Raw genomic sequence first — 24023 nt, 5'->3', positions numbered from 1 at the left:
CCCCGCCCGGCCCAGCCGGCCAGCGCCGACCGTTCCTCATCGGACAACACCACTGGCTCAAGCTTCGGGCTCGGCATCCCCACACCCTACCGAGTAACAACAAACTAATGACTCAGGACACTAGAGATGCGGTGTCCCTAGAGATGCGGTGTCCCTAGAGATGCGGTGTCCCTAGAAATGCGGTGTCCCTAGAAATGCAGTGTCGCCAAGGGCGAAGGGCACCAAAGGTGCAGTGTCACCAGAGGGGCGGGAGTCACCAGAGGGGGAGGGGTCCCTCACCGCGCTTGTAGAAGCCGGGCGGCCGTCCCTTGACGCTGCGGTCCATCCGCCGCTTCATCCCGTCCGACAGCACGTCCGCCTTCATCATCTCCATGAAGATGGCGGCGGCGTTGCCGAGGTCGAACCAGTCGCGCTGCCACGACCACTGCCGGTTCCCGGCGTACCGGAACCAGCTGCCGCCGATGCCCGCGACCTCGTAGGCGCTGCCGTCCGCGCGGGGGACGTCGGCGATCTGCTTCCAGAACCCGACGACCTCACCCTTGCGCTCGTCGACCAGGATGCTCTGGTACGGGTAGGTCCAGCCGTCCAGGCCGCCCATCTCCTGGCCGAGCGCGATGTCGCGGATCTCGGCCCGGCCGACGGCCATGAAGTCCTGGTTCGGGCCCATGTTCCAGCCGTAGGTGGCGTCCTCGGTGTAGAGGTCGGCCAGCGGGCGCCAGTCGCCCGCCTCCTCGGCGCGCTTGTTCTCGTCCAGCCAGTACTGGACCATGTCGTCCATCTCTTCGCGGGAGAATTCCGGCATCACGTCTCCAGAAGCTTGAGGGCTTGGGTGGGGCAGTAACGGACGGCGGCGGCCACCTCGGCGCGGTGGTCGTCGGACGGCTCGGTGTCGAGAACGCGGACCTTGCCCTTGGCGGGGACCTCGAAGACGTCCGGGGCCTCCAGCTCGCACATGGCATGGCCCTGGCACAGGTCCAGGTCCACCTCGATCCTCATGGGCGCTGCCTCCTGCGGTAGCGGACGGCGCAGGGCTGGGCCAGCTGGACGACCATCTTGGAGTGGTCGTTGCGGTACGTCTCGGGCGGCTGGGCGAGCTCGAACTCCCAGTCCCGCAGCAGCACCGAGAAGATCGCCTTGAGCTGGATCATCGCGAAGTGGGCGCCGACGCACCGGTGCCGGCCTGCACCGAACGGGACCCACGTCCACCGGTTGAGCAGGTCCTCCTCACGGGGCGCGATGTAGCGCTCGGGACGGAACGCGTCCGGCTCGGGGAAGTCCTCGGGGATCCGGTTGGAGACGGCCAGGCTGCAGCCGACCATGGTGCCGGCCGGGATGTGGTGGCCGACGACCTCCTGGTCGGACATGGCGACCCGCAGCAGCAGGATCAGCGGCGGGTGCAGCCGCAGCGCCTCCTTGATGGCCGACTCCAGGTTCGGGATCGCGCGCAGCGCCTGGAAGCTGACCTCGCTGCCGTCGGAGTACAGCTCGTCGAGTTCGCCCACGACGCCGCCCAGGACGTCCGGGTGGCGCAGCAGCTCGATCAGCGTCCAGGCCGCGGTGCCCGAGGTGGTGTGGTGCCCGGCGAACATCATCGAGATGAACATGCCGGTGACCTGGTCGGCGGAGAACTTCGGGCTGCCGTCCTCCTCCTTGATGGACATCAGCACGTCCAGGAGGTCGCGGTCCTCCTTCGGCGGCCTCGGCTCCCGGCCGTCCATGATCCCCTGCACCAGCTCGACCAGCCCGCGCCGCGCCGCGTCCCGCTTGCGGAAGCTCTCGATGTCGGCGTACGGGTCGACGTAGGCGATCGCGTCGGTGCCCTGCTCCAGGTCGTGGTAGAGCTCGGCGAAGCGCGCGTCGAGCTGCTCGCGGAACTTCTTCCCGATCAGGCACGCGGACGAGGTGTAGATGGTCAGCTCGGCGAACCAGCCGAGCAGGTCGATCTCCCCCTCGTCCCCCCAGTCCGCCGTCATCCGCTCGACCTCGGCGGCGATGGTGGCGGCGTGCCCCTTGAGGAACGATCCCTTGAGCGCCTGGTTGTGCAGGGCCTCCCGGCGCTGCTCGGGGGTGGCGTCGAAGACCACGCCCTCGCCGAAGATCGGGGTCATGAACGGGTACGCCGCGGCCTGGTCCATCTCCTCGTCCGGGGACCGGAAGAAGAACTCGTTCGCCTCGGCGCCCGACAGCAGCACCACGCGCCGGCCGGCGAGCTGGAACTCGCCCACGTCCCCGCACTCTTCGCGGACGCGGGCCATGAGCCCGATGGGATCGGTGCGCAGCTCCTCCAGATGGTCCGGGCCACCGGAAACGACGGACGGCGCGAGAAGCTCGGTCATGACTCCTCCAAAGGGGCCTCGGGCTGGACTTCGATCAGGGAGAGGTGGCATCCGCGGGGCGCGCCGACCACCATGGCGACCGCGCCGGCGACATCGGACGGCCGCAGGAAGTACGGGTGGCGGGCGACGCCCCACTTCACCCAGTCCTCCAGGACCTCGCCCGTCGTCTCGGCGTCCCAGCCCATTCCCATTCCGGTCGTGGTGGGGCCGGGACGGACGATCGACGCCCTGACGCCGGTGCCTTCGAGTTCCATCTGCATCGCGCGCGCCATGCCTTCGACGCCGTTCTTGGCGGCCACGTAGGCGCCCATGCGCGTCCGCGGCACCCGTACGACATCGGAGGAGATGAAGACGAGATCTCCGCGCTTCCGCGCGACCATGCTCCGGGCGAACGCCGACACCAGCCGATGCGCGCCCACCAGATGCACTTGGACCTGGGCCAGGAAGGCCTCGGAATCCACTTCGTGAATGCGCTCGGCGGCCAGATCCCCGGCCCCCGAGACGACGACCTCGATCGGGCCCAGGGCGTCCTCCGCCGCCGCCGCGAAAGCCTTCACCGAATCTGAATCGCCGACGTCCAAACGGTGGGCGAAGGCCTCACCGCCGCCCGCCCGAATCGTCGCGGCGAGCTCCTCGCATTTCTCCACTCGCCGCGCACCGAGCGCGACCGGATGACCGGCCATCGCCAGCGCGGTCGCCGTGGCCTCACCGATGCCCGACGAGGCACCGGTCACCACTGCGGGACGCCGTTCAGGATGGGGATCGAACCTCGGCATCAGCGCACCTCCAGCTTCACGGGAAGGGTCGCGAATCCACGCACGTTCGCCGAATGGACGCGTTCCGCGCGGGACTCGTCGATCTCGTAGGAAGAGACGGTCCGTACCAGCTCGCCCAGCGCGATCCGCGCCTCCAGCCTCGCGAGATTGGCACCGAGGCAGAAGTGCCGGCCGCCACCGAAACTGACGAGCTGGGACGTGTCGCGATCCAGGTCATAGTCATCGGGCCGCTCGAACACCCGCGAATCCCGGTTGGCCGACCCGACGAGCAGGAGCATCCTGTCCCCCGCCGGTACGCGCTGCCCGTACAGCTCCTGGTCCTCAGTGACGGTACGGGCGAGCATCTGGCTGGACGTGTCGTACCGGAGCGTCTCCTCGATCCAGTCATCGACCCGCGCCGGATCCGCGAACGGCTTGGCCACCTGCTCGGGATTGCGGTGGCCCCAGTACATGGCGTTGGCCAGCAGCTTGGTCGTGGTCTCGTTCCCGGCCACCACCATCAGGAAGAGGAACGCGATGATCTCGCGATCCGCCAGCCGGTCCCCGTCGATCTCGGCTTCCAGCAGCGCCGAAGTGAGGTCGTCACTCTTCCGCTTCCTTCGCTCCGCGAGCATTTCCTCGTAATAGCCGACCAGGGTGAGCGCGGCCTCCATGCCCGCGACCGGGACATCGTTCAGGCCCTCTTCCCGATGCACCACCAGATCCGCGAGCCGCCGTACCTCCGCCCGGTCGGCCTCGGGAACGCCCATCATCTCGGAGATGACGTCCATCGGAAGGAGCCCGGCGAAGTCGGCGACGAAGTCACCCTCGCCCTTGTCGAGCAAGAACTGCATGTTCCGGCGGGTCAGCCGCAGGATGTCGTCGCCCATCTCCTTCACCCGCCGTGGCGTGAATCCCTTGGAGACCAGGGCGCGCATCCGCGTATGCGTGGGCGGATCGAGCGCGAGGAACGACATCGTCTTGGCGGCGTGCGGGCCCCACGCGCTCGGCTCCACCGAAACGCCGTTGCTGCTGGAATACGTACCGTGGTCCCGGAACGCGGCGGCCACATCGGCATGCCGGGAAAGCGCCCAGAAACCGAGCTCGTCGTTCCGGTAGAGCGGCGCCTCTTCGCGCAGCCGCTCGTACGTCGGATAGGGGTCGTCGTGAATGGCGTAATCGAAGGGGCTGTAGGAGACCTGGGGGGAAAGGCCCACGGCCGTCACCTCATTCGGGGTCGGGCAGGATGAGCTCTGCCATTTCGGCGAGCCGGTCGGCCATCCGGGCATAGGACGTATAGCCCATGCCCGCATGCACCAGCGCACCGGCGTACGCGATCTCCAGCGCGTCGACGACCTTGGCGGGGACGCCGTCGCCGACGGCCACCTCCAGGCGCCGCCGGATGGACACACCGATCCGCAGCCGCAGCTCCCGGACATCGGGATCGGTCCCGAGCATCGCGGTCGTGCAGGCCGCCGCCAGCTCGGGCTCGTCGGAGACCAGGAGCGTGGTCTCCCGCAGCACCGCGACCACCCGTTCCTGCAGGGTCCCGCCCGTCCGGACCGGCGGCAGCGCGCTGAGCCGCCGCCAGAACACCTCGGTGATGAGATGGTTCTTGGAGGCGAAGTAGGTGTAGGCGGTGGCCGGCGCCACCCCCGCGCGCTTGGCGACGTTCCGTACGGTCAGGCCCTCGAAGCCGGTCTCGCGGATCTCCGCCACGGCCGCGTCGGTCAGCTTCCGCACGGTGTCGGCCTGCCGCTCGGTGAGACGGCGGCGGGTGGACTCGGTGATCAGCTCCTGGTTTCCGGACACGTGTCCAGACAATAGTTCAGTTCGCCTGCACGGGCAAGCACACCCGTGTCAGCGAACGCTGCGCCGCAGGCCAAGGATCCTTGACGGGGACGCCTTGACCGGGAACGCCTTGGCTGGGAACGCCTTGACGGGACCGACAGGACGGCGCAGCTCGCATGGCCTTCACGGGTCAAGGACGGCGAAGACCACCTTGCCGGTCTGGTCCGCCAGCGGTCGGACGCCCCAGTAGCGGGTGTACTGCTCGACCACGAACAGGCCCCGGCCTGACTCGCTGTTGAGCGCCGCGTCCACAATGCGCGGCATCTCACTGGTCGCGTCCTGTACCTCCAGCCACAGCGCCCCGTCTTCAAGGCGCCCGAGCCGTACGGTCACGTCGTCATCGGCGGTACTCGCGTACCGGATCGCGTTGGTCACCAGCTCGCTGGCCACCAGGCACGGCGTGTCCTCCATCCCCCAGCGGCCGAGCGTCAGCCGGATGAACCTCCGCACCTCGGCGACAGCCCGCGGCTGCCGCTTGATCACGATCTCCCCCTGATCGACCTCTCCCACGATTCCTCTCCCATGATTCCTCCATTGCCCTCTGCTTTCGTCATCTCACATTGAGTCACCTTTCGGGCTAGAATTTGCCTGCCGCTTGGATGCGGCAGCCAGAGGAGGATCGCTGGTCGCGCTCGGAAGATTCCACCGAGAGGAAAGCGCCATGCCCCCAGGCGTCAGCGTCCCCGAGAGAACCCCGCCCTGGTCGCATTCGGCCGTCAGATGCGCCGCCTGAGAGACGCCAAAGGCGTCAAGCAAGAGACCATCGCGCAGATCACGAACGTGAGCGGTCCCCAGGTCAGCAAGATCGAGACTGGAAAAAAGCGGGCAACCCGATCGTTCGTGGAGATCGTCGACGACCACGTGGACGCGGACGGCTCCCTGATCAGCCTGTGGGAAAACCTGAACAAGGACGGCCACCCCGTCCCGATCTGGTTCGACTGGCCACAGATCGAGTCTGAGGCGATCGAGTTGACGTGCTACCAACTCTCAGTGATAGCTGGTTTGGCCCAGTCCTCGAGCTACGCCACCGCGATACTCGGAGGCAACAAGGAGGCCACGACGGCCCGCCTGGAGCGTCAAAGGCTCCTTGATAGAAAACACCCGCCCACCTTGGCGCTTCTGGTCGATGAGCAGGCGCATACCGCCCTGTCGGCACCGCCGAGACGATGCGTGATCAGCTAGCGCACTTGCTCTCGCTGAGTGAGCGACCGAACGTGACGGTCCAGGTTGTGAGTGGCAGTGGCGAACACCCAGGAAACGGGAGCAGTTTCGTCCTCGCTACTATGGCGGACATGAGCCAGATAGCCTATGTGGAGACGGCTATACGAGGGCTGACAACGGACGATCCTACGGACTTGGCAGCGATCTCGCGCCTCCTGGTCGACCTCCGAGACAGAACACTTCCAGGACACATGTCGCGAGATCTCATTAGGAAGGTGGCCGAGGAACGATGGACTTGAGCGATGCCAAGTGGCGCAAAGCAACACGAAGCTTGAGTAACGGCGGCGAGTGCGTCGAGTTGGCCGGTGCCCCCGGCGTGGTGGCCGTGCGTGACAGCAAGGACCCCGAAGGACCCGTACTGCTGCTGTCCCCCGCCACCTTCCGCGCGGCCGTACGGGCAGTCCCCCCAACCCACTGAACGTCGGCCACACCACAGCCCTGGCACTCTCGGGAGTCTTGAACCCAGGTCGCGCATGGTGATATCCGGGACGTGGTTCGTTCAGGCAAGGTCGAGCTTGATCGAATCACGTCCGGCCGCCGGAGCTGCCTCCAGCACCTTCCCGTAGGACGGTCAGAGCAGCTCCCAAGTGGAAGGTGTCTCATATGCCTTTTCCTGGTGCCGAGCTGGTGTCCAGGTTCGTGTCCGGGCTCACGTCCAAGGCGGCTGCCGAGTTCCAGCCGACCTTGATCGAGCCTTCCGGTAAGGAATTCGCGCTGGACGCAGACCCCAAGATCGGGGATGCCGACGACGCCGATACCTTCGAGAAGCGCATCGAGCGGCTCCGCGAGAAGATCCAGGAAGCGGATGAGGCGGATCTCGTGGGCATCGCCGACGTGATACGCGACGTGAACCACAGTGCCCAGGCGCCGTGCGGGACTCCGCCGACCTCGGACACGGTCCAGTTCTGCTGGAACGACGAGGACAACGAGGGTACGACCTGGATCCCGCAGGGGCTCACCGCGTCGTGGGACGCCCACGCCGACGGGACGTATGCGGGGCACCGGATCATCGCCGCCAGCTGGCACGACGACAAAGGCCGGGACGGCACGGACCGGGGCTGCCGCGTCACGTTCATCAACTACGACGACCCCGAGAAGCCGAAGTACCGGCACGCCCTTCTCGTGGTGCCGGACGGCGACGGCAGCTTCCAGGCGATGCCGGCGGACTCGCATGCCGGCGGCATCGCGTGGGTCGGCGACAAGCTCTACGTCGCCGACACCCAGGAGCTCCGCGTGTTCGACCTCAACAACATCTGGCGCGCCCAGCCCGACAGCTCGCACAAGAAGATCGGGATGTACGACGGGAAGGTGTACGCGGCGGACTACCGCTACGCGATCCCGCAGAGCCGCTGCTACGAACCCAAGCAGCCCCTGCGTTTCTCGTGTGTGAGCCTCGACCGCACCAGAACGCCGAACTCGCTCATCATCGCCGAATACAAGAAGGACCGCGCCGGGGTCCACTCGACCAAGAACGCCGACGCGGAGATCGTTCGGTGGGACCTCGGGGATGACGGCTGGCTGGTGGAATCCTCCGAGAACGAGGCCCTGGCCAGCGGCGCGTGGGTGACGACGCGGGCCAACATCAATGGTGCGATCACCCACGGGGACGCGGCCGAGCCCGAGTTCGTGCTGACCACCAGCGAGTTCGACCGCAAGCCCGCGTGGGTCCACCGCGCCAAGATCGGCTCGTCGGAGCGGTACACCAGAGTCCCGGCGGGCGGTATCGAAGACCTGACCTACGAGCCGCAGAGCAAGCGAATGTGGACCCTCACCGAGTACAACGGACGGCGCACCGTGTTCGGCATCCCGCTGTCGTCGATCGGAAAGAGATCCTCTTCGAACACCGCGACCTGACGAGAAACCTTAGGCCGCCTGATGGTGCGGACCTGCTCGCGCGGGGGGAGGTTCAGGGAGATGGCGGGCGCAGATGACGGGCCGCACAGATGACGGGGCCGCACAGATGACTGGGGAGGGTTCTGCCTCGTCAGGATCAGAAGTGCAAGCCGGGGTCGCCGAGCGCGTCGACCAGTGCGGGATCTCTCAAGGTCCGTTATGCATCGGGAAGCTCCCGATGGCGCAGCATCGTGTAGAGGACGTCGGCGAAGGGTTGTTCGCGCAGTGCCCTGCCGGCGGCGCGCTGCCCTGGGCCCTCGGCGGCCTTGCAGCAGCCTCGCAAAGCGGGGTCCGGTCCTCCCTGACCGAAGTCCTGTGGTCGGACCATGGAACGCGCCCGAACGAACGCTGTGACCCTTCATCCCTCCAGGGCATACCGGCTCGTTCCAGGTCATACCAATTGAGGCCGAAGGGGGCGGTCGTCGCTTCGCCTCATCGGGTCAGGGCTTCGACGTACCTGCGGTGAGTGCCAACTCAAGGTGATCGAACGGATCCTCACTGGACGGATCGATAAGCATCGAACCGCCGGCCTCGTCCCCAGGAAAGAACTCCCGCCTGGCTTTGCTGTTGCAAGGGGGAACAGGCAAGAAGGTGGTTCGGCCAGTCGAAGACGCGTAATAAGGCCTGTGCCAGGGGTTCGAATTGATCAATGTTCGTCCCAAGACTGTCCCCGCAGTACATGCAGCGTCTGATGCCGGCGGCCATCTGGTGGAGATGCAGAGTCAGCTCACGGCGAATCGCCTTCGCGCTCTTCAACGCCGTACGGACTCGCTTCGCCTCCGCAACGCCGTCATGGAGTTTTCGGGCACGATCGGCCAAGGAGTCCTGAAGGACCGGCGGCAATCCGGCGCGATAGATCGAGGATCGCGTGATCAGGCGATCCTCGCCGCCACCCCGTCCACCCGCGCGGCAATGGTCACGCCGCCGAGGTGTGGGGACCGGCGCGGTCACGGCGGAGGATTGCTTTTGTGGCGCGCCCTTCTCCTGCTGACCAGGGGTAGAGAGTTTGGGGTTTGTGGTCGTGTCCGGGGGGTGGCAGGAGTCGGTAGATGAATCGTCCGTTGTGGTCTTTGTGGATGTGGGTTTGGTGGGGGTTGGTGTGGCGCCAGCGGTTGTGCCATCCGCAGCACAGGGTGAGGCGGTCGATGTCGGTGGCGCCGTGGTCCAGGGCCCATCCGTCGACGTGGTCGACTTCAGACAGCGTGCCAGGGACTTCACAGCCCTGGACCGCGCAGGTCGGATAGAGCGCTTCCAGCACGCGGCGCTGCGCCGGGCTGGCGAACCGGGCCCGCCGCCCCAGATACAGCGGGAGACCACCAGATCCCAGCAGCAGCGGTGATACTCCGGCCGACAGCGCGATGCGGCGTGCCTGTGCGGCCGGGATGGGGGTGCCGTCGGGCAGCCGCGCCGGGCTATCACCGCCGGTGAGGGTGTCCAGATCACAGATGAGGGTGACCTTGGTGGCCTGGTGCCCGCCGGACAGGACGCAGGTCAGCGCGGCGGCGGTGCGTTCGGCCAGATCGCGCAGGTCCTCGGGACCGGCCGGCTTGGCCAGCGGCCCTAAAGAGCCGTCGAGGACGGCGGCATCCTCGGCGTTCAGCCAGCCCTTGACATACCGTCCGCCGTCCAGCGACCGCGTCGAGGTGAGCCAGGAACGCCGGTACCCCCGTACCGCGTCATCGGGAGCCTGCTCGGTGCCGTCGCGTTCAGCGATCACATCCCGGATCCGGGACCCGAACGCCGCGACCTTCCCCGCCGAGAACCCGTCATCGGCCATCTCCAACAGCAACGTCTCGGCCTTGCCGCAATCCTCATCGTCCAGCCGCGCCACCGATTGAACGATCGCGACCGCGTGCCCCAGCGACAGCGAACCGCCGGCGAGCCGCTCAGCGACTTCGGAAAGCCGGGGCAGGTGCCGGGCCAGCAGGACGCGTTCCTTGGCGCGGGCATCACGCATCCCCAACCCGGACCGCAGCCACGCCTGCGCCGACGGATAGCCCCACCGGCGCATCTCACCGGCGGCGTCCACCTTCGCGATCAGACGGGCCAGGAAGCCCTCCTGCACATCAGACGCGCGCGCCAGGACCTCGGCCTGCTCCATGCAGGCGGCGGCCGAATCGGGGGTGTCACGGCGGGCCAGTTCGGCCGCGATCGACGCCGCCGCGTCCACCAACTCATCGGTGGACAGCGACCCCACATCGACCACGCTCGAACACATGAGCTAATGCTACCGAACGTGTTCATGTGATCACAAGGGGTTCCTCGCGAAAAGCCATCTTTCTCGCCCCGCCTCCTCCCGCCGGTTGAGGACAGGCCGGGTCGGGGACCGACCGGGTCGGGGACCGACCGGGTCGGGGACCGACCGGGTCGGGGACCGACCGGGTCGAGGACAGACCATCAAAGGACGGGACCGACTGGTTCCCGGCCTCGGCCTCAACACGAAGAACGGCTTCGCGCCTGGATCCCCTGGGTGTGAAGGCGTTAAGAGCACGGAAGGGGTGGGGTGGCGCGTTGGGCGGGGCAGGCGGAGCCTGCCCGATGGGACTGCCTTCAGGGGGCGCAGAGGCTCCAGAGTCAAGGGTCGGCCGGAGGCCGATCGCGAAGCGACGCGAAGCGCCCTTGACGCTGGAGGGGCGCCCCCGTACGCAGCGCCACCCCCTCCCCTCACCCCTTAGAGGTGCTAACAGAATCAACGAAGAGGCGTTGCAGCGGATAAGGGCGACTGATGAGGGCGGCGGATATGGGCTGCGGCCAGGGTCTTGTGGATGCCGTTGCAGCCCGGCCTCGGCCGAGGCCGTTAGCGCCTGCCCTCGTCGATGTCGCCTTCTGGAATATTGTGGAGGTCCCACTCCAGCACGCCCTCATCGGCGCCCGGTGGCCAGACTTCGACGATCTTGGGCAGACTCCCGTACTTTAAGTATCTCGGTGGCCTCAGGCCGAGGGAAACCGCAAACTCGGCCAATGCGCCTGAGCCCGTTCCGCCCTCCCAGCGGCGGCGCAGCTGCGCCAGCTTCTCGGGGTCCCCGGTCACCGGGTAGTACTCGGCCTCATCCACCATTGTTACAGCCATTTCCTATTTAGAATAGCTACCAGCATCAGCGGACTAGACATCGCCAGCGGATGATGGGTGCGGCCAGGGTCATGAATGCTTCGTGGACGTCCGTCGCGGATCTCCCAGTAGATGCATGAGCGGCGGAATCAGTGCAGCAGGCCGATCGTGCGCTCGACGACGTAGCGCTGCACGCCCAGATCCGAGCTGTGGTGTGCCCCGGCGGGCGATGTTGGGTTTGATGCCCTTGGCCCAGACCAGGCGGCGGTACTTGTCGTGGTCGTAACCGCGGTCGGCCAGCGGGCGCCTGGGTCTGCGGCAGGGCCGTCCCACCCGGCCCCGGATCAGCGGGACCTTGTCCAGCAGCGGCGTTAAATGGGTGACATCGTTTGGGTGACATCGTTGCGGTTCCCGCCGGTCAGCGCCAGCAGGATGCCATGCCCGTCGGTCAGGACGTGGTGTTTTGAACCCGGCCGGCCGCGGTCGGCCGGGCTCGGCCGCGGTCGTCCGGGCTCGGCCCGATTTTGGGCCGCCCTTGAGTGCCCGCACGTGGAAGCTGTCGATCATCGCCCTGGACCAGTCCAGCTCGCCGGCGGCGTGCAGTTCCTCCAGGAGAAGCCGGTGCAGCCGGTCCCCCGCCCCGGCCTCATGCCACTCGGCCAGCCGCCGCCAGCACGTCATCCCCGACCCGAACCCCAGCTCCTGAGGCAAGAACTTCCACCGGATCCGGGTATGCAGCACGAACAAGATCCCGCACAGCACCTTGCGGTCATCCAGCCGCCTACAGCCGGGACGGTGTCTGCGACGCTCGACCTTCGCAGCAGCGGCTCAACCCGCTCCCACAAACTGTCGGCCACGATCCACGGAGGTTGCTCACCCATACGCACGCCCCCACACCACACGCCCACCCACACCGGACGCCACAACACGTCGCGCTACATAAACACTTGAATTTGACCTCTCAGGCCAGCGGGCCACCCCACCTGGGCTCACGGGAGCGGGGCGGAAACGGATCATGCTGATCGCCGAGGATCCTGCGACCGGCGCACCGGGGAGCCCGGACGAATCTCGGAGATCGGGGGAACCGGGTGGACGGAGCGGACACTAGAAGGTCATGACCTACGAATCCCCCGCGGACGCGGAGTTGTGGGGCCGTGCCCGGGACGGCGACGAGCGAGCCTTCGGCGAACTCTTCGACCGGCACTCGCGCACCGTCTACAACTACTGCTTCCGCCGAACGGCGGACTGGTCGGTGGCCGAGGACCTCACCTCCGTGGTCTTCATGGAGACCTGGCGCCGGCGTGCCCGCGTACGGCTGAGCGCGGACTCGCTGCTGCCTTGGCTGTACGGGGTCGCCACCAACGTCCTGCACAACCACCGCCGCAGCCTGCGCCGACGCCGCGCCGCTCTTGAACGCGTGCGCGCCCTGCCTGCGGCCTCCAACGACGCTGCGGCCGCGGCGGCCCGGCTGGAGGCCGAGCACCAGATGCGGGAGGTACTCGGCTCCATCCGGAAACTGTCGCGCAGCGACCAGGAGGTCCTCGCGCTCTGCGTCTGGGAGGGGCTCGGGTACGCCGAGGCCGCCGAGGCCCTCGGCATCCCGGTCGGCACCGTCCGGTCACGGCTGTCCAGGGCTCGCAAACGGCTCAAACAGCACACCGAACCGGCCCGTGCGGACGGACACAGAACAGGCACCGCGCTCTTCACCGAGGAGACTTCATGATCGACCAGCAGCCCCCCATGCCCCCGGCGCGGCAGGACATGCCCGCGGACCGCCATGCGGCCCGGCGCGCCGCGCTGCTGACCGAGATGACCGCCCGCCGCCGCTTCCCGGCCCGCCGCGTGGCGTTCGGCGGTCTCGCCGCGGCCACCTTGGCCGGCGGTGTGACCGCCGCGTTGATCGCCGTACCCGACACCGGCCCGGGCACCGGCCCCGCACAGATCGTCCCGATGAGCGCCACCCAGGTCCTGGACCGCGCCGCCGAAGCCGCGGCCAAGGCTCCCGAGCCGCGCCCCGGCCAGTACATCTACACCGAGACCGAGTCACGGGCCGGGTACCTTCCCCGCGGTTTGATCCGGGCGAAGTCCTGGTACGCGGTGAACGGCAAGGGCATCGGCCTGAAGATCGAAGGGGGCGAGCGGTTCTGGGTCTGCGAGGCCGTCGCTAAGCCCTCTCCGTCCAGGGCGCCCGCCGACTGCAAGAACCAGCCCGGCTACCGCCGCGACCTGCCCGTCGACGCCAAGGCCATGCGCGACTGGCTCTACAAGACCGCCCCGTCCGTCCTTCCACCCGACGTGCGGACGTACCTCTACGTCTTCGAGATCGCCGCCGGCGCCAAGCTGTCGCCCGGCGCACAGGCGGCGCTGTTCAAGGCGACCGGGACGATCGCCGGCGTGCAGGTCGTCCAGTCCACCCCGGGAAGCATCGCGGTCGGCCAAACTTGGCGCGGCATTCGCAGCGAGTTGCTGTTCGAGCCCAAGACCTACCGTTTCATCGGTACCCGCACGGTCGCCGACCCCGACACTTCGTTCCAGCCCAAGGGCGGCACGGTGCCCCCGGAAATGGACAAGCGCAAGCCGTTCGGCGCCGACCTGAAGCCGGGTACCGTCGCGGACTCGTACATGATCGTCGACCAGCGAGTGGTCGACGCCATCCCGGCCGCCTACGTCAAGGGCGCGTCCTGACCCGAGCGACCTGTTGACTCGTGGCGTGTTCGCCTGTTCACGGCCCTGAAAGCGGCGAACACGCCACGAGTCAACGGCAGGTTCTGCCGCGTCAGGCGGTACGGAGAGCCTCGGTCGGCGAAAGGCGGGCGGCGCGAAGGGCGGGCATCAGGCCAGCGATCGCGCCGATGACGATGGCCGAGCCGATGCCGCCCGCCCACGCTTCGGGGGGAATGACGACCGTCCAGCCTTTGACGCCGGCGTACACCGCGGTCGCGATGGCGCCGGCGGCCACGCCGACCACGCCGCCGAGCACCGCCAGCATGATGGCCTCGGACAGGAACTGCGTACGGATCTGGCCGCGCGTCGCCCCGAGCGCGCGGCGCAGGCCGATCTCCGAGCGGCGTTCGAGGACGGAGATGATCATGATGTTGGCCACCCCTACCGCTCCCACGAGCAGCGCCACCACGCCGAGTCCCAGGAACAGGCTGTTGAACGCTCCCTTCGCCGCGGCACGCGCGGTGAGCGCATCGGAGGGCTGGCTCACGTCGACCTCGTTCGGCGCCTCAGGGTTGGCGGTCTGCGCGAGCACCGACTGCACGTCGCCGACCGCGTCGGTCTCCGACCGTACGTACAGTGTGCTCGGCGGGCCGTTCGCCGGGTTGCCACGGGTCATGCTGGTGTGGCCGAGATGGCGCCGCGCCGCCGGATAGCCGACCAGGGCACTTGTGTCGATGTCCGGCGCGAGCGTTGCGGGGGTGAGAATCCCGGCGACATAGAACCACTGCCCGCCCAGCCACACTCGCTGCCCGGGATGGACACGGTCGATCCCCAGTCGCTGCGCGGCCGCCGCGCCGAGCACGACGGTGGGCTGCGTCGCCGTCGCCTCGTTGAGCCAGCGGCCATGGGCGACGCCGGCGCCGGCCACCTTCGGCACGTTCAGGCTCGCCGCCTGGACCTTCAGCCCGTTGGTGTTGATCGGAGGGATCAGCGGGCTCCGGTACACCTTCGCGTCGCCGATCGTGCCGGTGTGCGCCACCTCCTCGACGGCCCCGAGCCGCGACACCCGGTCTGGTGCGGCCGCCGGCATGACCGCTTGGTCCTGAGTGAAACTCTGGCCGGTCTTGACGGTCAGCAGATTCGTGCCGAGCCGGTCGATCTCCGCGAGCAGTCCGGCCTGGGATGACGCCGACAGCCCCAGGACCGCGACGATCGCCGTGGTGCCGATCGCGATCCCGAGCGCGGACAGCACCGCCCGCAGCGGCCGGGCACGCAGCCCGGAGCTCGCCACCCGGGCCTGGTCTCCGGCGCGCAAGCGTGCCGGCACGAGGTGGGTCGGCTCGAGGTGGGCGGGCTGGAGGTGGGTGGGCTCGAGGTGGGTCGGCTTTTGGTGGGTCGGCTTTTGGTGGGTCGGCTTTTGGTGGATCGGCACGAGATGGGCTGACTCCAGATGGACGGGCTCTAGATGGGTCGGCTCGGGATGGGAGGGGGTCCGCATGTCACACCACCTCTCCGGCGAACGAGGACTTTCCGGCCGACGTGGCCTTACCGGCTGGCCTGACCTTTTCGGCGAACGCGGCGTCGTCGGAGATGATCCGGCCGTCCAGAACCTGCAGCCTGCGAGGCAGCCGCGCGGCCAGGTCACCGTCGTGCGTGATCATGATGATCGTCGCGCCGCCGGCGTTGAGCTCGCGCAGCAGTTCGAGGATCGAGGCCCCCGTGGTGCTGTCGAGGTTGCCCGTCGGCTCGTCGGCGAGCACGATCGCCGGCCTGCCCACCAGTGCGCGGGCGATGGCCACGCGCTGGCGCTCGCCCCCGGACAGCTTCGTGGGACGGAAGTCGCTGCGATGCGCGAGCCCGACACGATCGAGTGCGTCGGCGGCACGGCGACGTCGCTCGCCGACCTCGACGCCCGCGTACAGGAGGCCGTTCGCGACGTTCTCCAGGGCGGTGGCGTGCTCTGACAGGAAGAACTGCTGGAAGACGAATCCGATGCTGCGGGCACGCAAGGCTGCGAGTTGCCGGTCGCCGAGCTTCGCCGCGTCGACTCCGTCGATCCGGATCACGCCGTCGGTGGGTCGCTCCAGCGTCCCCACGACGTGCAGGAGCGTCGTCTTCCCGGACCCCGACGGGCCGACGATGGCGACCAGTTCGCCATGGCGGACGGTGAAGCTCACGCCCCGCAGCGCGGGTACGGGTGGCTGTCCTGCGTAGACCTTGGTGACGCCTTCCAGCTCTAGCGCGGGTGCCGGCTCTAGTGCGGGAGCCACGTTCGCAGGAGCCAACTCGTGCGCGGGAGCCACGTGTGCGGGAGCCACGTGTGCGGGAGCCACCTGTGCGGGAGCCACGTGTGCGGGAGCCAACACTTGCGCGGGAGCCCGGCTGTCTTGATCGTGGGTCGTGCTCATGAGGCCGGCACCACCACTTGATCACCGGCGGACAGGTCTCCGGATACCTGCACGAGCCCGTTGTCGTTGTCGAACATGCCGAGCGTCACGGGAACCAGGCGGCGGCCCGCCGGTTCGGCCAGCTCGACGACGTAGCCGCCTCCGGCCTTGCCCATGAGCGCGGTGACCGGGACGGTCAGCGCCTTCTCGACCCCGTCGGTCGTGATCTGCACCCGAACCGGGGCCTCGTCCAGTTTCCCCGCGTCCTTGGGGCGCGTGAGCGTGAGGTACACCGGGAGTGTGGAGCCCGACGCGTCCTTATCGTCGTCAGCGGATTGCACGACCGTCCCGATGCGGCTCACCTGGCCCGGGGTCGTCCTGTTGTCCGGAAGCGTGATCCGGGCACGGTCTCCGACCTTGACCTGGGTCTGCTGACCGGGGTCGAGCTCCACCGTCACCTGGCGCCTGGCCGAGGTGGTCTGGGCCACTTGGGCTCCAGGCGCCGCCCGCATCCCGGACTTGGCCATCGCCTTCGTCACCCGGAGCGGACCGGGCAGGAAGACGGCGTCCCCGAGGTCCAGCCTCCCGGTCTCTTCGACGCCCAGCCGATCCTGCAAGCCGGTGACCGCCTCCGCCGTCTCCCATCCGTAGTGATCCGAGTCGGGATCGAGCTCGGACTTCTCGGCGTACCCGAGTCTCACGAGATTCTTGTTGAGGTCGCGCACCTCGCGGCCCTCATCGCCCACCGACAGAGCGCGGTAAGCCGGTGTACCGCCGCAGATCAGCACCACCGGTTTCTCGTCCACCCGGTAGAGGGTCTTACCGCAGTCGATCTCCTTGCCCTCGCCGGGGACCCCGGTGTAGATGCCCTTGGCCTGGTTGACCACGGCGTACGGGGTTCCGTCACCACGGGCTGCGTACGAGAGCGTCCCGCTCTGCGTCACCTGCGTGGACAGCGGTCCTTCCCGTACGGCCGCCAGCGAGGTGCCCACGGCCGAGGACGCAGGCTTGGGGTCGTCGTCATCGAATGGGTCAATGACGGCGACGGCGACACCCACGGCGACCAGCAGCACCAGGCTCCCCGTCCCGGCGAGCGCCTTCCGCCCTCCGCGCCGGCGCGGCTTCCGGCGTTCCGGGGACGGCACGCCCGGGGCGGTGTCGGCGGAAGCGGCGCCACCAGGGGCGGAGGCGGTGTCGGCAGGGGTGGCGTCAGCGGGGGCGGTGTCGGCGGAGGTGGTGTCTGCAGGGGTGGCGTCTGCAGGGGTGGCGTCGGAGGCATCGGGCCCACCGGAAGCCGCCGCATTGACATCGGTGCTCATCCCCCAGCACCAGCCGGCCGCAATGACTGGCACTTCTGATCCGCGGCCTTGTACTGCGGCGATTCAGGATTGATGCCACCCGGGTCCAGTACTCCGCCCTGGGGGTCGGGGAAATCGGGCACCCCGTTCTTGCGCATGCACTGTGCGTACTTCAGCATTTTGGCCTGATTGGCCGGGTCCTTCGGGGCGGTCCATTCCGGCGGGCGCAATGGCTCGCATTTCTTCGCCGCGGCCTTGAACTGCGGCGTGTTGGGGTCGATCTTCCCCAGCGGGAGACGGAACTTCGTCCCGTCGACGGGGTCGGGCCAGTCCGGGACTCCGTTCTGGCGCATACATTGCGCGAACTTCACATACTGGGAGGTGTCCGTACCGCCGGTACCAGCGGCACCACTGGCGCCACCGCCCGCCGCCGTACCCGCACCGCCGGAAGAGTCCTTCGATCCACCGCAGGCCGCGAGCAGCGGCAGGAAGATCGCGAGCGCCGCCAGCGGCAGCGCCAGGGGCCGTCTCGGCCTCACCTTGGACATGTCATGAGCTCCTTCACCGCTGTGGACGAGCAAAACCGTGGACCAGCAAAACCGTGGATGAGCAAAACCGTGGACGAGCAAAACTGCGGACGAGCGTTGGAGGCCATTTCTAGGCAGCGGGCGGTCACACCGCGGTCAGAGGTCCTGTGACCGGGCTGTGACCGCCCCGGCGGTTAACCTGATGACACGATGAGAGTGCTGGTGGCCGAGGACCATGCCGAGCTCGCGGCGTCCGTGGCGAGGGTGCTGCGCCGCGAGGGAATGGCCGTCGACGTCGTCCACGACGGTGAGGCGGCCCTCGAACGGACCATGCTGCTGGACTACGACGTCGTCGTGCTCGACCGGGACCTGCCCGCCGTCCACGGCGACGAGGTGTGCCGCTCGCTGGTGAGCCGGGCGGGCCGTACGCGTGTCCTGATGCTGACCGCGTCCGGCACGATCGCGGACCGCGTGTCAGGCCTGAGTCTGGGCGCCGACGACTATCTGCCGAAGCCGTTCGCGTACGCCGAGCTCGTAGCCCGGATCAGGGCGCTCGGCCGCCGGGCGCAACCGGCTCTGCCACCGGTCCTCGTCTACGATGACCTGCGACTGGATCCGGCCCAGCGGATCGCGACCCGGACGGGAATGCGCCTGGCGCTGAGCCCGAAGGAGTTCGCGGTCCTGGAGTACCTGCTCGGCGCCGGCGGCCGCGCCGTGTCCGCCGAGGAACTACTGGAACGGGTGTGGGACGAGGCGGCCGACCCGTTCACGACCACCGTCAAGGCCACGATGAACCGGCTGCGGTCCAAGCTCGGCCCGCCACCGCTGATCGAGACCGTCCAGCAGGGCGGCTACCGAATCGGTGATAGGTGATTAGGCGATAGGTGATCAGGTGATGGGTGATGGGTGTTAGGTGATTTCTCATAGGTGACGGGTGACAGGTGATAAGTGATAGGTGATGCCCATGTGGCTTCCTGATCTGCTCCGCCAGCGCGTCTCCCCTTCGCTTTCACTTGCGCTTTCACCGGGGACCGTGCGCATCCGTCTCACGGCCTTGTACGGCGCACTTTTCACGATTTCCAGCGCGGTCCTTCTCACGATCACCTACTGGCTCATGCGCCGCTCCAAGTGGGTGCTCATCGTCCACGACGACAGCGGGCCGAGGATCCGCGAGCAGATGGACCGGCTCCGGGACGCGCAGTTGCGCGACCTGCTGGCGCAGTTCGGGATCGCTTTCGCGATCATGGTGGTGATCTCGATCGCGCTGGGCTGGCTGGTCGCCGGGCGCGTGCTGCGGCCACTGCGCACGATGACGGCCACGATCCAGCAGATCTCCGCACGCAACGTGCACGAACGGCTCGCCCTCACCGGGCCCCACGACGAGATGAAGGACCTCGCCGACACCGTCGACGGGCTGCTCGGCCGTCTGGAGACCGCCCTCAACGCGCACAAGCGCTTCGTCGCCAACGCCGCACATGAACTGCGCACGCCGCTCACCCTGGAGCGTGCGCTCCTGGAGGAGACGCTCACCGACCGTGAGGCCACGCTGGAGTCGTACCGGGCGACCTCGGAGCGATTGCTCGCGATCAGCAAGGACCAGGCGCAGTTGCTGGAAGCCCTGCTCACACTGGCCGGCAGCGAGCGCGGTCTCGACCGCCAGGAGCCCTTCGATCTGTCCGATCTCGCCCGCCAGGCCCTCGACTCGGCACGCCTGGAGGCGGACGCGCGCGGTGTGCGCGTCGATGCCCGGATCGCGCCCGCCCCGTCCGCGGGCGACCCCGCGCTGGCCGGACGCCTGGTCGCCAATCTCATCGACAATGCCGTGCACCACAACGTGCCCGGCGGCCACGTGGAAGTCACGACCGACGCCAGGGCCGGCCGAGCGTTCGTCTCGGTGGTCAATACCGGACCGGTCATCTCCCCGCAGCAGGTCGGCCGCCTCTTCGAGCCCTTCCAGCGGCTCGGCGGACGGACCGCGCGCAACGATGGCCACCACGGTCTCGGCCTTTCGATCGTCCGCGCCATCGCGACGGCGCACGGCGCTGACATCACCGCACGCGCACTCCCGGACGGCGGCCTCTCCGTCGAGATCTGCTTCCCCACAATCTGGACCCAGGTGCCAGCAAGCGCACATGCCTGACAACCTGCCGCTAGGCGGCTAGCGGCTACGCGGCCTGTGTACGGGACGTGATCTTGCAGGCGTTCCTATGGCGCCGGGAAGGGGTACGGGAGGGCCGGCATCCGATCCTGCCAGGCCTCTTTCAGTCGGCCGTCTTCGATGATGGCGGTCAGAGCCTCGTTGAGCTCGGAGAGCAGATCGGGGCGGTCCTTCGCCACGGCTACGCCCCAGCGGTTGCCCGTCGGGACGGTGAAGGCGAGGTCGAAGTCGGGGTCGTCCGCCAGGGGGACGAAGACGACGTCATCGTCCACGACGGCATCGACCTCGCCGGTGCGGAGGGCGGCCAGCATGTCGCCGAAGACGTCGTCGGTCTCGCCGCCGAAGGGGACGGCCAGGGCCCCGTCGAACGTCTCGGCCAGGGACATGTTGGTGCTGCCCTCGATGGCGGCCACGCGAAGTCCACGCAGGTCCGCCGGGGTGGCGACGGGCGCTCCCCTGCGGACCAGGACGGATTCGTTGAAGATGGCGTACGGGCGGGTGAAGTCGACGTGGCGGCGGCGGGCCTCGGTGATGCCCTGGCCGCACCAGACCGCGTCCACCTCATGGGCCTGGAGGGACGGGACGAACTCGGCCCATGGGGTGAAGACCCATTGAACGGTACGGCCCAGGGCGGCGGCGACCAGGGCAGCCAGGTCGGGTTCGTAGCCGTCCCGGGTCACGCCGTCGGGGCTCTTCGAGAAAAGCGGGGGCGCCTCGGCGTCGATACAGGCCAGCCGAAGAGGCGCGGCCGACCGGAGAGAGGCCGACCGGCGAGGGGCCGTCACGGGAGATGGTCCGTGTACATCTCACGCTCCCAGTCGGTGATGGCGCCGCAGAAGCGGGCCCATTCGTCCCTCTTGAGCTCCAGGTAGAGGTCGGTGAGGTCGTCGGGGAACGAGCCCCGGACGATCGGGTCGGCCTCGAAGGCGTCGAGGGCGTCGCTGAGGGTGAGGGGCAGGGCCTCGAACTTGGACTGGGCGCCCTCGTAGCTGCTGCCCGACTGGGGAGCGCCCGGGTCGATGGCGTGGTCGAGTCCGTCCTTGATCGCCGAGAGCAGGGCCGCGTGCGACAGGTACGGGTTGACGCTGGCGTCGGGCAGCTTGAACTCGAGGCGGCCGTTGGCCGAGAGCCGCACCGTGCAGGTCTTGTTGTCGAAGCCCCAGTTGATCTGCGAGGGGGCGAACTGGCCGGCGTCCCAGTACCGCTTGTACGAGTTCACCGTGGGCCCCATCAGCGCCATCATCCCGGCGGAGTGGCTCAGGATGCCGCCGACCGCGTGCCGTCCAGCCTCGGTGAGGTGCATCTCGGTGACGCCCGGGTCGGCCAGGATGTTCTCTCCCTGCTCGCCGTCGACACCCTGCCCTCCGTCGACACCGACGCGCCACAGGCTGAGGTTGTGGTGGCAGCCGTTGCCCATCACGCCGGCGGCGGGCTTGGGCATGAAGCTGGCGTTGACGCCGAGTTCGCGGGCGACCTGGCGGCAGATCTGCCGGTACGTGACCAGCCGGTCGGCGGTACGGTCGGCGTCGTCGAACATCCAGTTCAGTTCGAGCTGGCCCGGGTCCTCGTAGTCGCCCTCGATCATGTCGAAGCCGAGCGCCTGGGCGTACCGGATCACCCGCTGGTAGACCGGCCGCATCACCTCCAGGCTGTCGGCGTGGTACGCGGGGCTGGAGCCGGGCTTGTAGTGGACGTCGAGGCCGGGGCCCGTCCAGGTCATCTCGGGCTCGCAGCCGCTGCGCAGCCGCAGGCCGGTGGCCTCGGTGAACGCGGCGTGCTTGCGCTGGAGGTTGGAGCGGGCGTCGGTGGCCAGGGGACGGCCTCCGACGTCGGGACGATGACCCGGCTCGTACACGCGGCACAGGAAGCGGCCGACGCTGGTGTCCCACGGCAGGACGGCGAACGTCTCGGGGTCGGGCATCGCGGTGAACTCGGCCGCCTCCGTACCGCCGCCGAGGAGGTTGCCGGCGCGGTCGACCTGGAGGTCGGACATCGCGGTGCGGTGCAGGTTGATGCCGCGTTCGAGGTTGCGGCGCAGGTGCCGGGCCGGGACGACCTTGCCCACGACGCGGCCGGTCAGCGAGACGGACTGGTAGTAGAGGAACTCGACGCCTGTCTCCTCGACCCTGGCGACGAGGTCGTCCGCCACGGCCGCGTTCTGTTCCCTGTGCTCATCGAGAGCCGTCGTACTGGACATCGGGACCTTCCAATCAAACAGAGGCAAACGAGCAGTGCCGATCAAGCAGTGCCGGTCAAGCAGGGCCGATCAAGCGGGCCGGTCAAGCAGGGCCAAACAAGCGGGGCCGATCAAGCGGGCCGGTCAAGCGAGGCGATCAAGCAGGGCGGTCGAACAGGGCGGTCGAGCAGGGCGGTCGAGCAGGGGCGGTCAGGCTGGGGCCGGGGCGTTCGCGACGAGGTCGCGGTAGTGGCGGTGGCGGGCGGCGGGCATGCCGACCAGGACGACGCCGACCATCTGGCGGTCGCGGTAGTACGCCATCGCCACGCCGCCGTTGAGGGCGCGGGGATGGTCGAGGCCGCCGTCGAGCAGTTCGCAGCGTTCGCCCAGGGCGGGCGCGCCGAAGCTCTGCACGCGGACGTCGTACTGGTCGCTCCAGAACGACGGGACGGGGGCGAACGGGGCAGGGGCGAACAGGGCTTCGTCGTGCGGCTGGACGCCCAGGTCGGCGGCCAACGTCGCGGCGGCGCGCTTGGCGGTGTCGGCCGGGATGCACCAGTGCTCGACCCTGCGCGGTACGTCGTCGAACCGGGGGTTGGGGAAACGGGCCACGTCGCCGACCGCGACCACGCCGGGCAGCCCTTCGACGCGGAGCGAGTTGTCACACAGGACACCGTCGTGCAGGTCGAGGCCGTTGCCCTCCAGCCATTCGACGTTGGCGCGGGAACCCGTCGACTCGATGACCAGGTCGGCCGGTACGAGGGTGCCGTCGTCGAGGATGGCGGCGGAAACCCGGTCGTCCTCCCCCAGGAACTCCGAGACGAGGCGGCCGGTGACGAAGCGGACGCCCTGGTCCTCGTGGTGGCGGCGCAGGACGCGGCCGAGCTCCGGGCCGAGGGCCCGTTCCATCGGCTCGGCACACGGCTCGACGACGGTGACCTCGCAGCCGGCGCGCCGGGCGGTGGCGGCCACCTCGCAGCCGATGAAGCCGCCGCCCATGATCAGCACCGAGCGTCCGGGGACCAGCAGATCGCGCAGCGCGACCGCGTCGTCCAGCGTCCGCAGAACGTACCGGCCCGCCTGGGGGCCGGGTATGGGGGCGCGGCGCGGACGCAGGCCGCTGGCCACCACCAGGCCGTCATAGGCGAGGCGGGTACCGTCGGCGAGCTTGAGCGTTTTGGCGCTCAGCGACGCCTGTACGGCCGGGACACCGAGCCGCCAGGCGACGTCCGCGACGCTCTTGCGGCGCCGGAACGCGGCGGCGGCGTGCGCCTCGGCGACGCCGCCCGCGCCCGTCCTGCCGGCGAGCAGTTCCTTCGACAGCGGCGGCCGGTTGTAGGGCAGGTGCTTCTCCGCGCCGACGACCGTGACGGCCCGGTCCCAGCCGGCGGCGCGCAACTGCTCCGCCGCGCGCAGGCCCGCCATCCCGGCCCCGACGATCACCACATGGCCGGCCATCAGCCCTCGATCAGGATCGCCTGGACGGGGCACACATCGGCGGCGTCCTCGACGTCGTCGCGGAGCGCCTCCGGCGGCGCGGCATCGTACTCGAGCTTCCCGTCGTCGTTGATCCTGAAGACGTCGGGCGCGGCAATGGCGCACTGCCCGTGATCCTGGCAGGCGGCCAGGTCGACGACGACCTTCATCGTGGGAGGTCCTCCCTGCTTCCTTGTCGGCGGGCTTCTTGCCGGCGGGCTTCTTGCCGGCG

The 24023-nt window shown here is 68.7% G+C and carries 23 protein-coding genes and 2 pseudogenes; 7 read left to right on the top strand and 18 right to left on the bottom strand.

Annotation, left to right across the window (positions count from 1 at the left end):
• Window positions 1–253 precede the first annotated feature (253 nt).
• The 7 genes from ACH34Q_RS46090 to ACH34Q_RS46060 all read right to left on the bottom strand — a co-directional run bounded on the left by ACH34Q_RS46090 (window position 254) and on the right by ACH34Q_RS46060 (window position 5452).
• On the bottom strand, window positions 254–802 hold the full coding sequence (locus ACH34Q_RS46090; RefSeq protein WP_395989606.1) for a nuclear transport factor 2 family protein: 549 nt from the start codon (window positions 800–802) through the stop codon (window positions 254–256).
• The gene (locus tag ACH34Q_RS46085) at window positions 802–996 is read right to left on the bottom strand and encodes a ferredoxin (RefSeq protein WP_395989605.1); all 195 of its coding nucleotides are present in this window, start codon (window positions 994–996) and stop codon (window positions 802–804) included. Before ACH34Q_RS46085 ends, ACH34Q_RS46090 begins: the two co-directional genes overlap by 1 nt.
• Window positions 993–2336 carry a cytochrome P450 gene (locus ACH34Q_RS46080; RefSeq protein ID WP_395989604.1) on the bottom strand — a complete coding sequence of 448 codons (1344 nt, stop codon included), beginning with the start codon at window positions 2334–2336 and terminating at the stop codon, window positions 993–995. Before ACH34Q_RS46080 ends, ACH34Q_RS46085 begins: the two co-directional genes overlap by 4 nt.
• On the bottom strand, window positions 2333–3112 hold the full coding sequence (locus tag ACH34Q_RS46075) for an SDR family oxidoreductase (protein ID WP_395989603.1): 780 nt from the start codon (window positions 3110–3112) through the stop codon (window positions 2333–2335). The genes ACH34Q_RS46080 and ACH34Q_RS46075 overlap by 4 nt, the downstream gene beginning before the upstream one ends.
• Window positions 3112–4308 (bottom strand): cytochrome P450, encoded by a 1197-nt coding sequence (locus ACH34Q_RS46070; RefSeq protein WP_395989602.1) that lies wholly within the window; start codon window positions 4306–4308, stop codon window positions 3112–3114. Before ACH34Q_RS46070 ends, ACH34Q_RS46075 begins: the two co-directional genes overlap by 1 nt.
• 10 nt (window positions 4309–4318) lie before the next feature.
• On the bottom strand, window positions 4319–4903 hold the full coding sequence (locus tag ACH34Q_RS46065; protein ID WP_395989601.1) for a TetR/AcrR family transcriptional regulator: 585 nt from the start codon (window positions 4901–4903) through the stop codon (window positions 4319–4321).
• 162 nt (window positions 4904–5065) lie between these two features.
• Entirely contained in the window at window positions 5066–5452 is a 387-nt protein-coding gene (locus ACH34Q_RS46060; protein ID WP_395989600.1) for an ATP-binding protein, read from the bottom strand.
• 72 nt (window positions 5453–5524) lie between these two features.
• Between ACH34Q_RS46060 and ACH34Q_RS46055 the strand changes: the two are divergent.
• The 3 genes and pseudogenes from ACH34Q_RS46055 (at window position 5525) to ACH34Q_RS46045 (ending at window position 8017) form a co-directional block, all read left to right on the top strand.
• A pseudogene (locus ACH34Q_RS46055) lies at window positions 5525–6402 on the top strand (helix-turn-helix domain-containing protein).
• The gene (locus ACH34Q_RS46050; protein WP_395989599.1) at window positions 6393–6581 is read left to right on the top strand and encodes a DUF397 domain-containing protein; all 189 of its coding nucleotides are present in this window, start codon (window positions 6393–6395) and stop codon (window positions 6579–6581) included. Before ACH34Q_RS46055 ends, ACH34Q_RS46050 begins: the two are co-directional and overlap by 10 nt.
• 185 nt (window positions 6582–6766) lie before the next feature.
• On the top strand, window positions 6767–8017 hold the full coding sequence (locus tag ACH34Q_RS46045) for a hypothetical protein (RefSeq protein WP_395989598.1): 1251 nt from the start codon (window positions 6767–6769) through the stop codon (window positions 8015–8017).
• Between the two features lie 955 nt (window positions 8018–8972).
• Here the strand turns inward: ACH34Q_RS46045 and ACH34Q_RS46040 are convergent.
• The 3 genes and pseudogenes from ACH34Q_RS46040 to ACH34Q_RS46030 all read right to left on the bottom strand — a co-directional run bounded on the left by ACH34Q_RS46040 (window position 8973) and on the right by ACH34Q_RS46030 (window position 11986).
• On the bottom strand, window positions 8973–10274 hold the full coding sequence (locus ACH34Q_RS46040) for a DUF222 domain-containing protein (protein WP_395989597.1): 1302 nt from the start codon (window positions 10272–10274) through the stop codon (window positions 8973–8975).
• A 579-nt stretch (window positions 10275–10853) separates the two neighbouring features.
• Window positions 10854–11114: a hypothetical protein gene (locus tag ACH34Q_RS46035; protein ID WP_395989596.1), complete on the bottom strand. Its 261-nt coding sequence runs from the start codon at window positions 11112–11114 to the stop codon at window positions 10854–10856.
• Between the two features lie 37 nt (window positions 11115–11151).
• A pseudogene (locus tag ACH34Q_RS46030) lies at window positions 11152–11986 on the bottom strand (IS5 family transposase).
• Window positions 11987–12219: 233 nt separating this feature from the next.
• Here ACH34Q_RS46030 and ACH34Q_RS46025 point away from each other — a divergent pair.
• Complete coding sequence (locus tag ACH34Q_RS46025; protein ID WP_395989595.1) at window positions 12220–12828, top strand: RNA polymerase sigma factor; 609 nt, start codon at window positions 12220–12222, stop codon at window positions 12826–12828.
• Window positions 12825–13790: a CU044_5270 family protein gene (locus ACH34Q_RS46020; protein ID WP_395989594.1), complete on the top strand. Its 966-nt coding sequence runs from the start codon at window positions 12825–12827 to the stop codon at window positions 13788–13790. Before ACH34Q_RS46025 ends, ACH34Q_RS46020 begins: the two co-directional genes overlap by 4 nt.
• Window positions 13791–13881: 91 nt before the next feature.
• Here the strand turns inward: ACH34Q_RS46020 and ACH34Q_RS46015 are convergent, their stop codons facing one another.
• The 4 genes from ACH34Q_RS46015 to ACH34Q_RS46000 form a co-directional block, all read right to left on the bottom strand.
• Entirely contained in the window at window positions 13882–15267 is a 1386-nt protein-coding gene (locus tag ACH34Q_RS46015) for an ABC transporter permease (protein WP_395989593.1), read from the bottom strand.
• A gap of 1 nt (window position 15268) precedes the next feature.
• A complete protein-coding gene (locus ACH34Q_RS46010; protein WP_395989592.1) occupies window positions 15269–16039 on the bottom strand; it encodes an ABC transporter ATP-binding protein in 771 nt (256 codons plus the stop codon).
• Between the two features lie 134 nt (window positions 16040–16173).
• The gene (locus tag ACH34Q_RS46005; RefSeq protein ID WP_395989591.1) at window positions 16174–17475 is read right to left on the bottom strand and encodes an efflux RND transporter periplasmic adaptor subunit; all 1302 of its coding nucleotides are present in this window, start codon (window positions 17473–17475) and stop codon (window positions 16174–16176) included.
• Window positions 17472–18002, bottom strand: coding sequence for a hypothetical protein (locus ACH34Q_RS46000; RefSeq protein WP_395989590.1), 531 nt, complete (start codon window positions 18000–18002; stop codon window positions 17472–17474). The genes ACH34Q_RS46005 and ACH34Q_RS46000 overlap by 4 nt, the downstream gene beginning before the upstream one ends.
• A 189-nt stretch (window positions 18003–18191) precedes the next feature.
• Here ACH34Q_RS46000 and ACH34Q_RS45995 point away from each other — a divergent pair, with 189 nt between their 5' ends.
• Window positions 18192–18854: a response regulator transcription factor gene (locus tag ACH34Q_RS45995; RefSeq protein ID WP_395989589.1), complete on the top strand. Its 663-nt coding sequence runs from the start codon at window positions 18192–18194 to the stop codon at window positions 18852–18854.
• Window positions 18855–19095: 241 nt separating this feature from the next.
• Window positions 19096–20121: a sensor histidine kinase gene (locus tag ACH34Q_RS45990; protein ID WP_395989588.1), complete on the top strand. Its 1026-nt coding sequence runs from the start codon at window positions 19096–19098 to the stop codon at window positions 20119–20121.
• A gap of 65 nt (window positions 20122–20186) precedes the next feature.
• Here ACH34Q_RS45990 and ACH34Q_RS45985 read toward each other — a convergent pair whose 3' ends face one another.
• The 4 genes from ACH34Q_RS45985 to ACH34Q_RS45970 form a co-directional block, all read right to left on the bottom strand.
• Window positions 20187–20924: an ABC transporter substrate-binding protein gene (locus ACH34Q_RS45985; RefSeq protein ID WP_395989587.1), complete on the bottom strand. Its 738-nt coding sequence runs from the start codon at window positions 20922–20924 to the stop codon at window positions 20187–20189.
• Window positions 20921–22336 carry a glutamine synthetase family protein gene (locus ACH34Q_RS45980; RefSeq protein WP_395989586.1) on the bottom strand — a complete coding sequence of 472 codons (1416 nt, stop codon included), beginning with the start codon at window positions 22334–22336 and terminating at the stop codon, window positions 20921–20923. Before ACH34Q_RS45980 ends, ACH34Q_RS45985 begins: the two co-directional genes overlap by 4 nt.
• 189 nt (window positions 22337–22525) lie before the next feature.
• The gene (locus tag ACH34Q_RS45975; protein ID WP_395989585.1) at window positions 22526–23773 is read right to left on the bottom strand and encodes an NAD(P)/FAD-dependent oxidoreductase; all 1248 of its coding nucleotides are present in this window, start codon (window positions 23771–23773) and stop codon (window positions 22526–22528) included.
• Window positions 23773–23961: a ferredoxin gene (locus ACH34Q_RS45970; RefSeq protein WP_395989584.1), complete on the bottom strand. Its 189-nt coding sequence runs from the start codon at window positions 23959–23961 to the stop codon at window positions 23773–23775. The genes ACH34Q_RS45975 and ACH34Q_RS45970 overlap by 1 nt, the downstream gene beginning before the upstream one ends.
• Window positions 23962–24023 lie beyond the last annotated feature (62 nt).

The organism is Actinomadura sp. 9N407 (assembly GCF_044326315.1).
In the GTDB taxonomy this organism is placed as follows: Bacteria; Actinomycetota; Actinomycetes; order Streptosporangiales; family Streptosporangiaceae; genus Spirillospora.
Note: the sequence above shows the minus strand (reverse complement) of the source record. Positions and strands in the feature narration are given on the sequence as shown.

Coding starts and splice junctions, on each gene's coding strand:
- ACH34Q_RS46020 (WP_395989594.1), top strand. CDS start 12,825: ATGATCGACCAGCAGCCCCCCATGCCCCCGGCGCGGCAGGACATGCCC.
- ACH34Q_RS46040 (WP_395989597.1), bottom strand. CDS start 10,274: ATGTGTTCGAGCGTGGTCGATGTGGGGTCGCTGTCCACCGATGAGTTG.
- ACH34Q_RS45990 (WP_395989588.1), top strand. CDS start 19,096: ATGCGCCGCTCCAAGTGGGTGCTCATCGTCCACGACGACAGCGGGCCG.
- ACH34Q_RS46000 (WP_395989590.1), bottom strand. CDS start 18,002: ATGTCCAAGGTGAGGCCGAGACGGCCCCTGGCGCTGCCGCTGGCGGCG.
- ACH34Q_RS46005 (WP_395989591.1), bottom strand. CDS start 17,475: ATGAGCACCGATGTCAATGCGGCGGCTTCCGGTGGGCCCGATGCCTCC.
- ACH34Q_RS46035 (WP_395989596.1), bottom strand. CDS start 11,114: ATGGTGGATGAGGCCGAGTACTACCCGGTGACCGGGGACCCCGAGAAG.
- ACH34Q_RS46025 (WP_395989595.1), top strand. CDS start 12,220: ATGACCTACGAATCCCCCGCGGACGCGGAGTTGTGGGGCCGTGCCCGG.
- ACH34Q_RS46050 (WP_395989599.1), top strand. CDS start 6,393: ATGGACTTGAGCGATGCCAAGTGGCGCAAAGCAACACGAAGCTTGAGT.
- ACH34Q_RS46080 (WP_395989604.1), bottom strand. CDS start 2,336: ATGACCGAGCTTCTCGCGCCGTCCGTCGTTTCCGGTGGCCCGGACCAT.
- ACH34Q_RS45980 (WP_395989586.1), bottom strand. CDS start 22,336: ATGTCCAGTACGACGGCTCTCGATGAGCACAGGGAACAGAACGCGGCC.
- ACH34Q_RS46075 (WP_395989603.1), bottom strand. CDS start 3,112: ATGCCGAGGTTCGATCCCCATCCTGAACGGCGTCCCGCAGTGGTGACC.
- ACH34Q_RS46085 (WP_395989605.1), bottom strand. CDS start 996: ATGAGGATCGAGGTGGACCTGGACCTGTGCCAGGGCCATGCCATGTGC.
- ACH34Q_RS46090 (WP_395989606.1), bottom strand. CDS start 802: ATGCCGGAATTCTCCCGCGAAGAGATGGACGACATGGTCCAGTACTGG.
- ACH34Q_RS46045 (WP_395989598.1), top strand. CDS start 6,767: ATGCCTTTTCCTGGTGCCGAGCTGGTGTCCAGGTTCGTGTCCGGGCTC.
- ACH34Q_RS45995 (WP_395989589.1), top strand. CDS start 18,192: ATGAGAGTGCTGGTGGCCGAGGACCATGCCGAGCTCGCGGCGTCCGTG.
- ACH34Q_RS46015 (WP_395989593.1), bottom strand. CDS start 15,267: ATGCGGACCCCCTCCCATCCCGAGCCGACCCATCTAGAGCCCGTCCAT.
- ACH34Q_RS45970 (WP_395989584.1), bottom strand. CDS start 23,961: ATGAAGGTCGTCGTCGACCTGGCCGCCTGCCAGGATCACGGGCAGTGC.
- ACH34Q_RS45975 (WP_395989585.1), bottom strand. CDS start 23,773: ATGGCCGGCCATGTGGTGATCGTCGGGGCCGGGATGGCGGGCCTGCGC.